The sequence below is a fragment of the Brevibacillus halotolerans genome, from assembly GCF_026891775.1.
In the GTDB taxonomy this organism is placed as follows: Bacteria; Bacillota; Bacilli; order Brevibacillales; family Brevibacillaceae; genus Brevibacillus_B; species Brevibacillus_B halotolerans.
The window spans coordinates 219,257-237,714 of sequence record NZ_JAPTNK010000006.1 but is presented as its reverse complement, the minus strand read 5'-3'; the positions used below and the strand labels follow the sequence as shown (position 1 = coordinate 237,714).

The following is an 18,458-nucleotide window of genomic DNA, read 5'->3' as shown; positions in this document are numbered from 1 at the left end:
TAAAATTACTCTAATGAAAAAAATAGGTTTCTAGCTTATCGAATCTTGATGTGTGGAGAGATGAACATGCAAGCATTCCAACGTAAAGAAATATATGAAGAGAAACAACAAATGGAAGTAATGCAGGGATTATTGCTGAAGCTACTGATGGCTCAATTGTCAAATATGGGTTTACTCTCAAGTAATTCTCACTCTCGTTTTCAAGCGCAAACCGAATTACCGGATTTTTATGATAAATGGCTGAAGGTAAGTTTAGATTTTTTGGCTGAGGAGCAGTATATCAAACAAACGGAAGAAACATTTCACGTATGTGGCGAAGCTCTAGTGGCTCAGGAATTACTATGGAACGAGTGGGAGAGTAAGAAGCGTGAGTGGATGAAGGACAGTAGCATAAAGGCGAAGGTACTATTAGCTGAAACAATGCTACGTGCATTGCCCGATATTTTGACTGGATCAAAAAAAGCTACCGATATCATGTTTCCTCATTCCTCTATGGAACTGGTTGAGGGAATTTATAAACATAATCAGATGGCAGATTATTTTAATAATGTGCTAGCTCATACCGTCATTTCTTATGTACAGGATCAGATAGATCGCAAATCCAATATGAAGCTTCGGATATTAGAAATTGGAGCTGGTACAGGAGGTACAAGCGCTAGCGTTTTACAAACATTAACACCCTATCACGACTACATTCAGGAATACTGCTATACGGATATTTCTAAAGCGTTTCTCATGCATGGAGCAAAGGAATATGAGCTTAGCCATCCTTTTTTAACCTTTAAAATGCTAGATATCAATAAATCGGTCACCGAGCAGAAGGTAGATATAGGTGGTTATGATGTGGTCATCGCTGCCAATGTTTTGCATGCAACTCCCAACATCCATCAAACGCTAAGACATGCCAAAGCCTTGTTAAAGAAAAATGGAATCATTGTCATAAATGAAATCACAGAGAAGACATTATTTCATCATCTTACATTTGGGCTACTAGAGGGCTGGTGGCTATATGAAGATGCGAAACTGCGAATCCCAGGCTGCCCAGGGATAAGTGCAGAAGGATGGAAAAAGGCATTAACAGTAGAAGGCTTTACCTTTGTCTCATTTCCGGCTATTGATGCACAGGAGCTGGGTCAACAAATTATTTCTGCCAAAAGTGATGGACTTATACGATACAAACAAGACTTTCAAAAACAAGCAAGCACGGATCAAAAAAGAAATGAGAGAAAGCCTGCGGCATCCAACCAACAAAGAGTTGCCTCTACAGAGCATCAGGAAATCGAAGCTAAAATGCTTGATTCTGTTAGGAACACAATTATTCAAAAGCTTTCAGAGTCACTACTAATTGATGCTCACATGATTGATCAGCATGAATCGTTTTCTGATTATGGAGTAGATTCCATTACAGGGGTAAAGCTGGTACAAGCAATTAATCAAGCCTTGCATATTACATTGGATACGACTACGTTATTTGATTATAGCTCAGTCACTTTATTAGCTTCGCATATTATTGCGGAGTATCAAACGGTCATCATGCAGCCGTTATCTAAAAATATAGAACAGGATGCAACGCCAATCACGATGCTGGCAAAGGAAACAAAATATCAAGAAGATATGACTTCTCAGCTTGTTTCAATTGGCAAAGCTGAATCTGACAGTGGTGTTACAAATACAAGAAATCAAACGGATATAGCTATCATTGGTATGAGTGGGCGATTCGCAAGATCAGAAACAGTCCAAGATTTATGGAAGCATCTTGCTAGTGGCAGCGATTTAGTCGGAGAAGTATCTCGCTGGGATTTATCTCAATATGATAAGCAGGGTATGAGCGACTGTCATCAAGGCAGCTTCTTAGACCATATCGATCGGTTTGATCCACTTTTTTTCAATATCTCAGGCTCTGAGGCTGAATATATGGACCCACAGCAACGAATCTTTTTAGAAGAAACGTGGAAGGCCCTAGAGGATGCGGGATATGCTGGTGCAGGTATTCAAGGGAAAAAATGCGGCATCTACGTAGGATGCGGTGCGAATGATTACCAACAGCTACTTGGCCATAATCCACCACCGCAGGCTTTCTGGGGTACGGCTAATTCCATCATTCCGGCACGAATTGCTTACTATTTGGACTTACAGGGTCCGGCCATCGCTGTAGATACAGCATGCTCAAGCTCTCTAGTAGCCATTCATCTAGCCTGTCAGGGTTTATGGGCAAACGAAACGGAGATGGCCATAGCGGGTGGCGTATTCATCCAATCAACACCGGGAATCTATCAATTTACAAATCGTGCTGGAATGTTATCTCCTACAGGCCGCTGCTATACATTTGACGAGCGTGCTGATGGCTTTGTGCTTGGTGAAGGAGCAGGGGTGGTTATACTTAAACGACTTTCAGATGCGATAGCTGATCGTGATCATATTTATGGGGTTATTCGTGGCTCAGCTATTAATCAAGATGGAACTACCAATGGAATTACAGCACCCAGCGCGAAATCCCAGGAACGTTTAGAGCGAGAAGTATATGATACGTTTCAAATTAATCCACAGCACATCCAAATGGTTGAAGCGCATGGCACAGGAACAAAGCTTGGTGACCCCATCGAATATAGGGCGTTGACACGAGCCTTTAGCAACTATACAAATGAGAAAAATTATTGTGCAATCGGATCAATAAAAAGTAATATAGGACATTTAACCTTTGCGGCAGGGGTAGCAGGACTTATTAAAATCTTGTTGTCCTTACAGCAAAAACAAATTCCACCAACACTGCATTTTGAGAACGGTAATTCGAATATTAATTTCCAAGAAAGTCCCTTTTATGTAAATACCAAGCTTAGCAATTGGTCTGTGAAACCAAGCATGAAGCGTTGCGCCGCCATCAGCTCCTTTGGATTTAGTGGTACAAATGCACACATGGTTATTGAAGAAGCGCCATATGTAAAGAAGAGTTCTGAACTCAAACCAGGCTATGTAATCACTTTATCTGCTCGTACAGCAGATCAGCTACATCAACAGGTGAAACAACTCATCCAGTATTGTGAACATACGGATCAGATTGATTATGGCAATATGAGTTATACATTACTCATGGGAAGAAAACACTGTACTCATCGTCTAGCTTGTGTTGTGCATGAGCAGAATGAGCTGGTGGATGTCTTAAAAAAATGGATAGAAACAGGGGAAGCAACTGGGGTATATGCTTCTGTTGTCGATAAAAAGGGACAGCACGAACAAATAGCGATGAAGCAATATGGGAATCAATGCATTCAAAAAGTAAAGATTGAAACAGATGCCAATGCTTATCTAAAACATTTGTCTACCGTGGCGTCCCTGTATACGCAAGGCTATGAGTTAGAATTTGAGCCATTATTTTTACAAAATCATTATTCGAGAATCCCTCTTCCAACCTATCCGTTTGCAAAGGAGCGTTATTGGATACCAGAAGAAGAGGATAATCAGCCTAAAAATGTTGGGCCGATCAACAAGATAGTTCTTGAGCCAGTCTGGCAGGAACAACAAATCATTCAAAAAAAGCACGTACCTAATTACGATCAGCACCTTGTCATGCTTGGTGAACCATTTGCCCATTTACATGCTCAGTTAGTAGCACAATCAAATGGGATTACTTTTATCCCGTTACATTCAGATAAGACCAGGCTCGAACAAAGGTTTGAGTGTTATGCTGTAGAAGCTTTTCAAACCGTACAGCAAATGATTCAGTCCAAACCAAAAGGGAATGTTTTGATTCAAATTGTTGGCTCTTATCAAGGAGAACAGCAGGTTTTTTCTGGACTTGTAGGATTATTGCAAACAGCCAGATTGGAAAATCCCAAAATTCTTGGACAAATGATTGAAATCGAGCAAGGAGTCAGCCACACCGAACTGATTGAAAAAATAATCAATGAAAAGCAATATCCTGAAGACAGGCATATTCGATATGAAAAAGGCAAACGGTGGGTCGCTAGTTGGAAGGAACGCGAAGACGTAGCGAAAGCCGTTATGATTCCTTGGAAGGATCAGGGCGTCTATCTTATAACGGGTGGAGCTGGCGGAATAGGCCTTATTTTTGCAGAAGAAATTGTGCAAAAAAGCAAAAATGTAACGTTAATTCTCACTGGCAGGTCTGAATGGAAGGAAGAGAAAACAGCGAAGTTACAGGAACTGCAATCATTAGGTGCCAAAATTATTTATATACAAGCTGATATGACGAAGAAAGATCAAGTAGAGAACTTGGTTACACAAATTAAGGAACAGATTGGAAGTCTACATGGGATTATTCATAGTGCGGGAATCATTCAAGATAATTATATTTTGAAGAAAAATACGGATGAGGTAATAAACGTCCTTTCTCCCAAAGTAGCAGGAACCATTTACTTGGATGAAGCTACCCAAGACATTCCATTGGATTTCTTCCTTTTATTTTCATCCATGTCAGGGGCTATAGGCAATCCCGGACAAGCAGATTATGCGATGGGGAATGCGTTTATGGACAACTACGCTGAGTATCGGAATCAACTGGCGTATGCAGATCAGCGTAAGGGTCTGACCTACTCCATTAACTGGCCGCTTTGGAAGGAAGGCGGTATGCATGTTGACCTGGAAACGGAAAAAATGTTACGGAATAGTACCGGTATGATTGGGATTGAATCTAAAACTGGCATTGAAAATATCTATCAAATGTTTACAGCTAAAAGGAATAGATTGGTGTTTTTACAGGGAGATGTGCCTAAGCTCAGGTCTTATTTTACGACAAAGCAAGCGATGAAAATGGAGACTACAATGAAGCAAGCTGTTGCTCAGATCGATAAGGCTGTTCTAGAGGAAAGAACCCAGATGAAATTGAAAAGTCTGCTTGGGGAACAGTTGAAGATAAGTGTTGACCAAATTAATGCTTTCGAGACTTTAGATCAATATGGAATTGATTCACTGGTCATTATGGAGCTGAATCAAAAGCTGGAAGGCATTTTTGGGGAATGCTCAAAAACGATTTTCTATGAATATCAAACCGTACAAGAATTAACGCAATATTTTACTCAACAATATCTGGAACAGTGTCTGGAATGGACAGGATTAGCTCAGACACGGAAGATTGAGACACAGATACCAGCACCAGACCAAGGTATGATAAAAGAATTACCGAGTCAACAAATCACTAGTAATCAAATAAAACAATTACTTAGCTATGTGCCCATGGAGCAAAACACGCCAGATCAGCTTGAACCGATTGCGATCATTGGCATGAGTGGTCATTATCCGCAGGCAAGCACTTTGCAACAATTCTGGCATAACCTTGCTCAGGGAAAGGATTGTATCGTAGAAATCCCGGAGGAGCGCTGGTCAACGGAAACGTTCTATGATCCGAATCGAAAAGACGCTTTTGCTAAGGGAAAAAGCTATTGCAAATGGGGTGGCTTTCTCCAAGATTTCGCTAGCTTTGATCCTTTGTTCTTTTCTATCTCACCTCGTGAAGCAATGAATATGGACCCGCAGGAACGTGTATTCATTCAGACTTGCTGGGAAGCTCTAGAGGATGCAGGATATACCAAGGAGCTACTAGCATCGCGACATAAGGGACGAGTGGGTGTATTTGCTGGCGTTACGAAGACAGGGTTCCAGTTATACGGTCCACCGCTATGGGAGCAGGGGGAGGAGTTATTTCCGTATACTTCATTTAGTTCTATTGCAAATCGAGTATCGTATTTACTTAACCTAAAAGGCCCAAGCATGCCAATCGATACGATGTGTTCCTCCTCTCTAACAGCTATACACGAAGCGTGTGAGCATATTCGTCATGGAGCATGTGACATGGCTATAGCCGGCGGGGTTAATCTATATTTACATCCATCTACTTACATTCAATTATGTGGCCAACAAATGCTTTCTGCAAAAGGAAAATGCAAAAGCTTTGGACAAGCTGCCGATGGTTTTGTTCCTGGGGAAGGGGTAGGTGCGGTTTTATTAAAGCCTCTTTCAAAAGCTCTTGAAGATGGTGATCAGGTTCATGCCTTAATCCGTGCAACGAGTATTAATCATGGAGGGAAAACCAATGGGTATACAGTACCAAATCCAGTAGCCCAGGGTGAGCTTGTACGAGAAGCAATGGAGAAAGCAGGTATAGATGCTCGAACGATCAGTTATATCGAAGCTCATGGCACTGGGACGGAATTAGGAGACCCAATAGAGATTACAGGCCTTCAGCAGGCCTTTAGTAAAGATACGCAAGATACGAACTTCTGTGCAATTGGCTCTGTGAAGAGTAATATTGGTCATTTAGAGGCCGCAGCAGGTATAGCAGGGGTAACAAAAATTATTCTTCAAATGAAGCATCAGCAGCTAGTTCCAAGTTTGCATGCCCAGGAATTAAACCCAAATATCAATTTTGCCAAAACTCCCTTCACGGTTCAACAAACGCTCAGTGAATGGAAGAGACCTGTCATCGAAATAAATGGGGTAGCCCAAGAATGCCCCAGGATTGCGGGTATATCATCCTTCGGAGCGGGAGGAGCAAATGCACATGTAATCGTGGAGGAATTTATCCCACACGAAGAAGCTCAATCTAGCGATTCACACGACAACCATCCTGTCATCATTGTTCTTTCTGCCAAGAATGAAGAACGCTTGAAGGAGCAGGGTAACCAATTATTGGCTGCACTTCAGGAGCAAGCCTATACCGATCGCGATTTGCCACATATAGCGTATACGTTACAAACAGGAAGAGAGGCAATGGAAGAACGTCTAGGAATGATTGTGGAATCTATCGGTGAGCTTGAAGAGAAGCTTAGGGGCCTGTGTAATAATCAAGCGAATATAGAAAATGTGTACCAAGGGCAAGTGAAACAAAATAAAGAGACAGTATCTATCTTTCTTGCCGATGAAGAATTACAAGAGGCAGTTCAAAAGTGGATAGAGCGTAAAAAATATGCAAAATTACTACGCTTATGGGTAAAGGGCTTGAATATAGACTGGAACGAATTATATCGAGAAAATAAGCCCCGGAGAATAAGCTTGCCCACCTATCCTTTTGCCAAAGAACCATATTGGATTTCTCCATCTCGCAAGGGTTCAGCATCTACCTTTGTAAAGGCCTTAACGGAATCAAGTCATCACAGCAAAATAACATCACATGCGGCTTGCTTTGTCACAAAGCATTGGAAGCTAGCTAGCGTAAATAAAACGAAGGAATTACATGGAACCATTGCCATTTTAACAACGAATGAAACAGAGGCGCTAGCGAAGCGAATCTCCGAACGTATTACAAATACACGAATCATAAATATGCATGAAATGCCACGAAAGCTAGACCAATCACAAGAAGAGTGGAAAAAATATGCGGGTATTATTGATCTAGCTGGATGTGGCGCTGCAAATCAGACCGATATGAGTTGGTTATTTACACTTCAACATATAATCGGGCTAGGAAAAAAAGAAGCTATCGTGCTTTTATGTGTCACAAAAGGACTGGAATCCTTTAAAAATGGCTCAATAAATGTAGCAGGAGCTTCACGCGTTGGATTGTATCGTACGTTACAAAGTGAATACAGCTATGTTTGTTCAAGACACATGGATGTAGAACGACATCTTGAGGATCATGTGCTAGCAGATCAAATCGTCGAGGAGCTATTTGCAGAAAGTCAGGATGTGGAGGTTTGTTACCGGGATGGACAGCGATACCGTGCTTATCTGGATGTAGAACACAGCCAAATGGAAAATAGTCAAAAGCAGAATTTCCCGTCTACCCATGTGTTATGGATTACAGGAGGAACAAGAGGACTCGGATTATTATGTGCAAGGCATTTTGTGGAAAACTATGGTGTGAAGCAAATTGTGCTAACTGGGCGGGAATCGCTGCCGCCGCGGGAAGCATGGGATTTATATAAGGAACAACAATCATCTACAGCTCATAAAATTAGAACCATTGAACAATTGGAACAGTTAGGAGCCCAAATCCAAGTATTGTCCATAGCTTTATCAGACAAGGATGAGGTACGCAGTAGTGTAGAGAAAGTGAAACGCACGATGGGGCCAATAGGCGGGGTTATTCATTGTGCGGGCTCTGTAGATCTAGAAAACCCGGCATTTATTCGAAAATCCTTAGAAACAATCAATCAAGTGCTAGAACCTAAGATTCAAGGATTAAACATACTCTACAACAGTCTCAAAGAAGAGCCATTACAATTCTTTGTATTGTTTTCATCCGTTTCTGCCATTGTTCCTAGCTTAGGAGCGGGTCAAAGCGATTATGCGATGGCGAATGCCTATATGGACTATTTTAGTGAAGCTCATGCTCATTCCTGCCCAATTGTGAGCATTCAATGGCCAAGCTGGAAAGAGACCGGTATGGGAGAAGTGAAAAGTAGCGCTTATGAACAATCTGGAATGCTCAGTATGACAAATCAAGAAGGGCTTTCCCTCCTAGATCAGATTTTAGCTAATAAGCTGGGACCGGTTATTCTTCCCGCTATGATTCAAGAGGCAATTTGGAAGCCAGAAACGCTTATGCAAACACAGAAAAAAGCTACTGGTGAACAGCATGCTCAGGGAAAGCAAGAAATCCTGACTAACGAGGAATTTGCTCACGACGAGCTAATGCAGAAAACTCAAGCGTGGCTACTCGCCTTATTTTCAAAGGAATTCATGCTAGATGCTTCCCAGTTGGATGCTGATAGCCTATTTCAAGAATATGGCATGGATTCTATCTTATTAGCACAAATTATTACGAAAATGGATCGTGAATTAAAGGTTGTGGCCTTAGATCCTTCTATCCTGCTGGAATATCCAACAATAGGACGTCTGGCTGCCTATTTGATCGAAACCTACCCAGATGTAGTAGCGACATTATTCTCAATCAAAAGAAAAAAGACTCATGTAACACCTATGATTGAACATAAGCGCGTCGCAGAATCAGAACGATCCGATGTAATCGATGAACATGAAAATAAGCTGAATCATACGGATAAAATTGCTGTCATCGGCATAGCTTGTCATTTTCCAGATGCGAAGAATGCAAGAGAATATTGGGCAAATATAATGGCGGGAAAGGACAGTATTCGTGAAATACCAAAATCTCGTTGGGATAGTAAAAAGCTACACACCTTACACGATTACACCGAAGGAAAAACGAAAAGGAATTGGGGAGGCTTCTTAGATTCAATTGAGGATTTTGATCCTGATTATTTCCATATCTCAAAATCCTTAGCCACCCAAATTGATCCATTGCAACGACAATTGTTAGAGGTGAGTGCAGAAGCGCTTCTTGATGCTGGTTACAAGGAAAAGGAACTGTGGAATAAGCAAGTAGGAGTTTTTGTAGGTTCGAGAGCTAGCAATTTTTCTCAAAAGCTGGATCAAAGCACGAAGGATACCATTGTGGGGACCGGGCAAAACTTCATTGCAGCGCATTTAGCCCATGTATATAACTTTAAAGGACCTAACATGGTGATTGACACGGCTTGCTCAAGTTCATTAACAGCTATTCATCTTGCTGTAAGAAGCATTCAAAATAAAGAGAGTGAGCTTGCTTTAGCAGGGGGAGTAGACATTCTATTAGATGAATCACCTTATCTTGCTATGAGTGCAGCTAATGTATTATCCCCGGATGGGCGTTGCAAAACCTTTAGCGCCGAAGCCGATGGAATAGGTCTAGGAGAAGGCTGCGGAGTCCTCATTTTAAAGCCTCTACAGCAAGCCATCCGAGATAACAATAAAATTTATGGCGTGATTGAGGGCTCAGCGATTAATAATGATGGCAACACAATGGGCATTACAACTCCAAATCCAGAGGCGCAGAGAGAATTGATTGAAAAAGCGATTGTAGATGCAAAAATAAACCCTGAGACCATAAGCTATGTGGAAACACATGGTACTGGCACTTTAATTGGAGACCCGATTGAATTAAAAGCTTTGACCCAAGTATTTAAGCAGCACACGATGCAAAAGCAATTTTGTGGTGTGGGCAGTGTGAAAAGTAACATCGGGCATTTGATGAGTGCTGCAGGGGTAGCCAGTTTTATTAAGGTATTGCTATCGCTTGTTCATGAGGAGCTTCCTGCCACCTTGCATTGTGAACACCCGAATCCACGTTTTCATTTTGAGGAATCACCATTTTTTATCGTGCAGGAGCCAATGAAATGGACAAGTAAATATGCTGTTTTGCGAGCAGGAATTAGTGCGTTTGGATTGGGCGGAAACAATGCTCATATCATTGTGAGTAATGAAGGTATTCCCCGAACACATCGAGTACCTCTGGAAAGTATCAATCCAAACCTATTATTCCAAAGAAGAAGATACTGGCCAGAAGGAAGGCTAGAGGCAGTTAATATAGGAGAACATGAACAAAATAACAAACGAACCGAGGAAAACCTTGCCTATTATAAGCCGATCCGAGTGGAGCGTAGGGGAGAATAAATGAGATGAAGCAAACACAAGTACAAGAGACTTTTTTACAGCGATTGTATCATAGTCACTATTTAGTACAAGATCACCGTGTTCATGGCATTTGTGCCGTTCCAGGCTTAGCTCTCATGGATATGGTTTATCGTGTAGCGGTTCTGTATGTCGATAAACAGCCTATAGAGTTAAGACAGGTTTTGTTCAAGCAGCCTATCGTGACATCAGAGGATTTTGACAAGAATATTTATGTTACGTTTACACCTATTGATTCTTACTGGAAAGTGACGATCACCAGCCAAAAAATAAAAGATGACGTGATTATTGATCAGCAAATGGAAGTAAACATGGAATGCTTTATGTATGTCATGAATAATAGGAATAACTCCCAAGCATTCGATGTGCAAGCCTTCATGAAGCAATCCACCAAGCAGTGGGATATGGATCAAATGTACGATTTAGTGCGAAAGACGAAAATCTTCCATGATACTTTCATGAAAACGGAAGGCACGGTGTATCAATGGAAGAATCAGGAATTAATGGAGCTTAGACTTAGTAGCCTAGCAGAATCCTACCTCGATCAATTTTATGCCCATGCCGCTTTTTTAGATGGATCATGTTTAGCTGGAGCGTCTTTTATGGTGACGGGGATGCAATACAATATTTTTCAAGAGAATACGCCTTATATACCATTTATGCTTGAACGGTTTTGTATCTATAAGCCTTTGCCAAATAAGGTTTATACGTACACCGAGCAGACAAAAACGCAAGAAAAGATATCATCTGCCCCAGATATTGTATCTCGTGATATTACTATTTTTAATGAAGGAGGTGATATATTAGCCGAATATAATACATTCACTGTAAAACGAGTTAGGGAGCCACAGCTTATAAAAAAATTAACAGAAACACGCTCCCTGCATATTAGTGACATCGCAAAGACTCATTCCATTGCGCATGCAGTTGAACAGAGTGAGATGATACAGCCAACAAAGACCATCCACCAAGGAAGAGAGAGTCCTCAACTAGCCTCTATTCAAAGATATTTACAGCAGGAAATAGCAGACGTGCTGAAAATACATGCAGAGAGCGTGCAAACGAACACAGGCTTTTATGAGCTGGGACTAGATTCTACGCAATTACTAGGGCTTGTAAAGGTCCTGGAGAACAAAGTAAAGACAGCTCTGTACCCGACGCTGCTATTCGAATATTCGACAGTAGAACGTCTATCGCAATATTTGCTAGATCATTTTGAACCAGTTTTTGTGACAAAACATGGTACCGCTAAACCGTCAGAATCACGTGCGGATTTGATCCACTCATACCTACAACAAGAAATCGCCTCCGTACTACAAACAAATCCTAAAGACATCCCGTTGCATACAGGCTTTTATGAATTAGGATTAGACTCAACACATTTACTAAGTCTTGTCAAAGTCTTGGAGAAAAAGGTAGATGCACCCCTCTATCCAACTCTATTATTTGAATATTCAACAGTCGCCAAGCTGTCTGAATATTTGCGGGAAAATTGGGGAGAAGCTTTTATAGCGGAAGCTAAAGTGGATACAAAAGAAATAGCTGTGTCGCCTCTGTCGAGCAAATTACAAGCTGAGCAAGCTACCGTGCTTTATTTTAATCGACACTGGAAAAAGCTAGGGCTCAAGGAAGCTCGTTCTTCCGCTATCAGTCGCAAGCAAGTTGTTCTTTTATTTCATGATGATAGGGACCTACAAGCTGAATTGAAGCGACATATGCAGCGTGAGAATGTGTTTGCCTTGAAATCCGATGGGGTGGACCTGATTGATCAATTTCAAGCTAAGTGCAAGGAATGTCTTCTGCACATTCAGGAACTGTTACAGCAAAAACCGGTAACGGACATTCTCATTCAGATTGTCGCTGGTTCAGGTGAAGTAGATCAATACGCTGAAGCTTTAGAAGGAATGCTCAGGACAGCCTACCTAGAACAACCAAAAATACACAGTCAAATCATTCATTTTGAGAATTTGAATAAGACGCCTGCACATGAAATCGCAGTCTTGCTGGAAAAAGAGGCACGTTGCCACGATGAAGGGGTAGCTAGCATTCAGTATCGTGGTAGGGACTTAAGCCGGTATGTTTATCAGCTAAGAGAAATGACTCCTAGATCTACCCACCGATCTCATTATGTCATGGAGCATGGTGTATATGTTATTACAGGCGGCTTAGGTGGCTTAGGGTATTTAATCGCCAGTCATCTGGCACAGCAGGGGGGTATCAAGCTTGCTTTATTGGGACGTTCCCGGTTGGATCAAAAGAAACAGCAACAGATCTATCGCTTAATGGAAATGGGAGCGGAAGTACGTTATATAGAAGTAGACTTATGCATACAGGCAGACACGGCTCAAGCTTTTCAGTCTATTAGAGAAGAGCTTGGACCGATCACAGGTATTTTTCATTGTGCTGGCGTGATTCAAGACCGATTACTGCTTCATAAGGATTCCAATGATTTGCAAGCTGTGCTCTCACCAAAATGGAACGGAACGTGGAATGTAGATCGGGCCACCGAGGATGATGAATTGGAATATTTCGTTCTCTTTTCATCAGTTTCAGCCATTATGGGAAATGTAGGCCAAGCTGATTATGCTTGTGCCAACGCATCTATGGATTTGTTTGCCCTACAGCGACAGGAACTGGTCAATAGCGGCAAGAGATGCGGCCAAACCTTTACGATTAACTGGCCACTATGGGCAGACGGTGGAATGCAGCTTCAGGAAGACCTGTTACAAATGATGAGTGCTTCAACAGGGTTATCTGTATTGCCAAGTACCGAAGGATTAGTAGCACTGGACCATATCTTATCACAACACAGCACGCAAACGATCGTGTTATATGGTGAGGAGCGTGCTATTAGGAGCCAAATTCAAAAGCTAAACGCATTGCGTGCAGAACAAGAGGAAGAAACAGCTAGTGTCATAACGAGAATATGCTGTGATCATGTTACTTTTCCAGAAGATTTGAAAACCTACTGGAAAAACATGAAAGCTGGACAGCCGATCAGTAGACATCCATCAACTATCACAGAGGTTCAGTCATTGAGAGAACAAGAAAATGATATCCTGCATGTACTAATTCGCACGCAAACCTCCCGACAGATTGAAGTGGTTATCTGTGGAAAAGGGAAAAAAACGGTTCTGTTATTCTGCGGTTTCGGTTTAACTGCTTCTCAATGGTACTACCAAATAAAGGAACTGCGAGAGGACTGTCAATTCATTATTATCCACCCACCAGGGGTCGGTTTAAGTGAAGATAACGGCGATCTTACGTTTCAGGGTATTTCAAATACGGTTTGTGAGGTATTAGATATCTTACAAATACCTTCTCCTCTTTATGTGGTGGGAACTTCCTGGGGAGGAATGCTTGCCCAGACCTTTGCAGCGAAATTCCCTGAAAAGGTTGTTTCCTTAGCATTGGTAACAAGTTTCTGCGACATGAATCAATTATGGGATGAACAATCCTTAAAGGATGCCTTTGCACTTGATTTCTATGTGAATTATCGACAAGGTGCGTATGAACTGATTCAAGACAGCAAATTTGTAAATCCAGTTGCCTTCCAATATAACGAGATCGAAAGACAAGGTAAATTAAATACCTACAAAATCCTGGGAGATATTACTGTGCCAACATTGATCGTATCAGCGAAACGCGACATCATGGGCTTTTATTCTCAAACAAATCAATTAGTAACAAAAATTCCGCAAGCTACGTTAGTCGAGATCAACGGTGGTCATGGATGTAATATCACTCATTACGAGGAGTTTAATCGCATTCTACTTCAGTATTTACAAGAACATGAATAGGGGATGGTTACATTGGTGAAAAAAACGGTGATTAAAACGTATCCGTTATCAAAAGTGCAGAGTGTATTTTATCAACATTATGCCCTGCTTCCTGATTCCTATGGAAACAATGAAAAAATCCTTTACCGGATACATTCCAAGATCAATATAGATGTCATGAAGGAAGCCTTCTTACAGGTGATCAAGCGACATGAAATGTACCGTACCAATTTTCTCATGGAGGAGGAGCCGGTGCATAAAGTATATGAGGAAGCGATTCTGGATTTTGAAGTGGTGGATGCTAGCGGTTGGTCACAAGAGCTTGTAACACAATTTTTAAGTGAGGAAACCTACCGCCCCTTTCAATTGGAAGAAAATCCTCCCTTTCGAATTAGATTGTTCCGCTTTTCAGAGGATGATTTTATCTTGCTTTTAGTGTGGCATCATGTTGCTGTAGACGGCTGGTCTGCTTCTCTTACAATCGATGATTTTGGATTATTATACAAGAGTTTATTGGAAGGAAAGGAATGTGAGCTTACTCCGATCAGAAAACAGTTTTCAGACTTTGTTGCAGCCCAAAACGAAATGTTGGAAAGTCCAGCAGGTGAAAGACAGCGTTTATTTTGGAAAGAAAAGCTGTCAGGGGAGCTTCCTGTCCTGAAGCTTCCAGCAGATCGAGATTTTCCACAGGTTCGTACGTATAAAGGAGGGACGGTATCGTTTCGTCTTGAGAAAACAGTAAGCGATCAAGTTTTTGCTTATTGTCAACAGAATGAGACGACCCTTGATCGAGTTCTGCTCTCCTTATATTTCGCGTTTTTACATGGTTATTCACAGCAAGAAGAAATCGTAATTGGAACACCTAGGTATGGACGTGCATCGACAAGCTATTATAATACGTGTGGTGTTTTTGTCAATCTAATTCCATTGCGATTGAAAATGCCGAAAAATGCCACGTATGCTGAGCTGGTGCATTTTGTTGATGAACAAATTAAACAATGTCTGGATTATCAAGATTTTCCTATGACGCTTATGATGGAAGAGCAGGATATCAAAACAGGTTTAACTCCCTTGTTTCAAACCTGCTTCTCCATTCAAAAATGGCCTAGACAAAACACAACGTTTCATTTTGGGGATTCCACACACGAGATCAATTTACATGGATTACAAATGAGCCACTACTATACAGAAAAGAAAATCTCAAAGTTTGATCTTGCGCTGTATGTGGAAGAAGATCGTAAGAAAGGCATTTTACCTATCTTTGAATATAATGCTGATATTTTTGATAAAAAAACGATAGAGAAGCTAAGTCGTATTTTCATAACATTCATCACTTCGGTTATGGAAGATGATCAGGTGAAAATTTCCACCTTGTGCTCATACCTTCAAGCGGTTGAGAAATAGAGAAGAAACCAGATACACATAGAGAGGATAGGTTGAAAATGAGTCAAGTAGCCCTTTTCGAACAAAAGCTGATGCTACATGGAAAGCATACACTTCTATTAAATGGAAATGATCTGACCATAACAGATGTAGCCCAGATGGCGAAAGGTACCTCTGAAGCATTTACTTTTCACATTTCAGAAGAAGCGAACAAAAGAATCGAAGAGTGCAACGAGCTAAAACATGAAATTATGAATCAGCAGTATCCCATTTATGGGGTTACGACTGGCTTCGGGGACAGTGTACACAGACAAATTTCTGGTGAGAAAGCATGGGATTTGCAACGAAATTTAATTAGATTTCTATCGTGTGGGGTTGGTCCAGTAGCAGATGAGGCTGTGGCAAGGGCAACTATGCTCATACGCACGAATTGTTTGGTGAAGGGCAATTCAGCAGTACGATTGGAGGTCATTCATCAACTCATAGCGTATATGGAACGGGGAATTACACCAATTATTCCTGAACGCGGATCGGTTGGAGCGAGTGGTGATTTAGTTCCGTTAAGCTATCTTGCCTCTATATTAGTTGGGGAAGGAAAAGTTCTGTATAAAGGGGAGGAGCGTGAGGTAGCAGAAGCACTTGGAGCCGAGGGACTCGATCCTTTGACTTTGGAAGCCAAGGAAGGACTTGCTTTAGTAAATGGGACCTCTTTTATGTCTGCCTTTGCTTGTCTGGCTTACGCGGATGCAGAAGAAATCGCATTTATAGCCGATATTTGTACGGCGATGGCTTCAGAAGCATTGCTTGGAAACCGAGGACACTTTTATTCATTCATTCATGAACAAAAACCACACCTTGGACAAATGGTAAGTGCGAAAAATATTTATACCCTGCTAGAAGGCTCTCAATTATCTAAAGAATATTCACAAATTGTAGGGAATAATGAAAAATTGGATTCAAAGGCCTATTTAGAATTAACACAAAGCATCCAGGATCGCTATTCGATCCGTTGCGCTCCCCATGTTACTGGCGTGCTGTATGACACATTAGATTGGGTGAAAAAATGGCTAGAGGTGGAAATTAATTCAACGAACGATAATCCTATCTTTGATGTGGAAACACGTGACGTTTACAATGGGGGAAATTTTTATGGCGGTCATGTTGTACAAGCTATGGATTCACTTAAAGTAGCAGTTGCAAATATTGCAGATTTACTAGATCGACAATTGCAACTGGTGGTCGACGAAAAATTCAATAAGGATTTGACCCCCAATTTAATTCCGCGTTTTAACAGTGACAATTACGAGATCGGCTTGCATCATGGATTTAAGGGTATGCAAATTGCAAGCTCAGCCCTAACGGCGGAGGCTTTAAAGATGAGTGGTCCAGTAAGTGTATTTTCACGTTCTACAGAAGCCCATAATCAGGATAAGGTGAGTATGGGCACAATTTCTTCACGAGATGCACGTACCATTGTTGAATTGACCCAACATGTAGCGGCAATTCATCTCATCGCCCTTTGTCAGGCATTAGATTTGCGTGATAGTAAAAAAATGTCTCCCCAAACAACAAAGATTTACAATATGATCCGCAAGCAAGTACCCTTTGTAGAACGTGATAGGGCATTGGATGGAGACATTGAGAAAGTTGTCCAGCTTATCCGCTCTGGAAATCTAAAGAAAGAAATTCACGATCAAAATGTGAATGACTAGCTGACGAAAGTTATTTCAAATAGAGGAATTTGTAAGACTTCCCAGCAAGTTTGGGAAGTCTTTTATTAGTAGCCGGACTTGCAAAGGGAATCGAATTTCTCATATGATACAAGGGCATTATATTTTTTAACAAATAGAAATTAGGTGAATAATTATGATGAAGCACATTTCAACGGTAGGGGTATACGTAGAAGACCAACAAAAAGCACTAGCTTTCTGGACAGAGAAAGTAGGATTTACTGTATATGCTAACTTTCCTATGGGGCCTAAAGCAACATGGTTGGAAGTAGGTCCCGAAAATGCCCAGACACGCCTCGTTCTTTATCCAAAAGCAATGATGAAAAACTGGGCAGAGTTAAAGCCATCCATCGTATTTGAATGTGACGATATTTATAAATTGTATGAAGACCTGCAAGCAAAGGGAGTAGACGTTGATAAACCGAATGAAATGGAATTTGGCATCTTTTGCTTTTTCAGAGACGAGGATGGCAATCAATTCGGTTTAAAACAGCCAAAATAAGTAATGCCTGAATGAAAGCGAACCCAAGGAAAAAGTGGGTTCGTTTTTTCTTTATTAAAAATCCTTTGACAAGTAAACGCTTTCAAATTACAATTGTAATCAACTAGAACAAATGTAATGAGGTGAGCGATGATGGGCTTGTGGGGAGCACTTCTATTCTTTTTCATTGGGATGTGGCTTTGCCAAATTTACTTTACGCTTCGTCAGGTGAAACATTATCGTCAAAGCATAGATGAAATGAAACAACAACGTGCTGGTTTTCTAGGAGTTGGAGTGCAGAAAAACAGATTGTCGATCGGCTCTGTCGTCATACTTACTACGCATCCAGATGGATCTATTACTAGATGCAAGAGAATGACGGGGGTTACTGTTTTTGCTACCTTCAAGGAAGTACCTGAGCTAATCGGGAAGACGCTAGAAGATTGTTACCCTGCTACTCCAGTTACACCAGAAGAAAAAGCGCTACAAATAGCGATTCAACAGATTGACCTACAACGAAAACAACTACAGAGAGCAAAAACCGCATTCCCTTCCGCAACAGCTATGGAAGGCGACACTAAGTCAATACCTACATTGATTACACCTATAACACCTAGATAGATTTTTACCCAGCTTCAACTTTACAAATACAATAGTGATTCA

The 18,458-nt window shown here is 41.2% G+C and carries 6 protein-coding genes; all 6 read left to right on the top strand.

The window, feature by feature from the left end; genetic code table 11:
- Window positions 1-66: 66 nt before the first annotated feature.
- Window positions 67-10,404, top strand: coding sequence for an SDR family NAD(P)-dependent oxidoreductase (locus tag O0550_RS10925; RefSeq protein ID WP_258426301.1), 10,338 nt, complete (start codon window positions 67-69; stop codon window positions 10,402-10,404).
- A gap of 5 nt (window positions 10,405-10,409) precedes the next feature.
- Complete coding sequence (locus O0550_RS10920) at window positions 10,410-14,222, top strand: alpha/beta fold hydrolase (protein WP_258426300.1); 3,813 nt, start codon at window positions 10,410-10,412, stop codon at window positions 14,220-14,222.
- 3 nt (window positions 14,223-14,225) lie between these two features.
- Window positions 14,226-15,605, top strand: coding sequence for a condensation domain-containing protein (locus tag O0550_RS10915; RefSeq protein WP_258426299.1), 1,380 nt, complete (start codon window positions 14,226-14,228; stop codon window positions 15,603-15,605).
- A gap of 38 nt (window positions 15,606-15,643) precedes the next feature.
- Entirely contained in the window at window positions 15,644-17,296 is a 1,653-nt protein-coding gene (locus tag O0550_RS10910) for an aromatic amino acid ammonia-lyase (protein WP_258426298.1), read from the top strand.
- A 154-nt stretch (window positions 17,297-17,450) separates the two neighbouring features.
- A complete protein-coding gene (locus O0550_RS10905; protein ID WP_003337220.1) occupies window positions 17,451-17,816 on the top strand; it encodes a VOC family protein in 366 nt (121 codons plus the stop codon).
- A gap of 129 nt (window positions 17,817-17,945) precedes the next feature.
- Window positions 17,946-18,416, top strand: a complete 471-nt coding sequence (locus O0550_RS10900) for a transcriptional regulator GutM (protein WP_258426297.1) — start codon at window positions 17,946-17,948, stop codon at window positions 18,414-18,416.
- Window positions 18,417-18,458 lie beyond the last annotated feature (42 nt).

What these genes read in the sequence shown, in the direction of transcription:
- O0550_RS10925 (WP_258426301.1), top strand. Translation starts at nt 67, where the DNA reads ATGCAAGCATTCCAACGTAAAGAAATATATGAAGAGAAACAACAAATG.
- O0550_RS10920 (WP_258426300.1), top strand. Translation starts at nt 10,410, where the DNA reads ATGAAGCAAACACAAGTACAAGAGACTTTTTTACAGCGATTGTATCAT.
- O0550_RS10915 (WP_258426299.1), top strand. Translation starts at nt 14,226, where the DNA reads ATGGTTACATTGGTGAAAAAAACGGTGATTAAAACGTATCCGTTATCA.
- O0550_RS10910 (WP_258426298.1), top strand. Translation starts at nt 15,644, where the DNA reads ATGAGTCAAGTAGCCCTTTTCGAACAAAAGCTGATGCTACATGGAAAG.
- O0550_RS10905 (WP_003337220.1), top strand. Translation starts at nt 17,451, where the DNA reads ATGATGAAGCACATTTCAACGGTAGGGGTATACGTAGAAGACCAACAA.
- O0550_RS10900 (WP_258426297.1), top strand. Translation starts at nt 17,946, where the DNA reads ATGATGGGCTTGTGGGGAGCACTTCTATTCTTTTTCATTGGGATGTGG.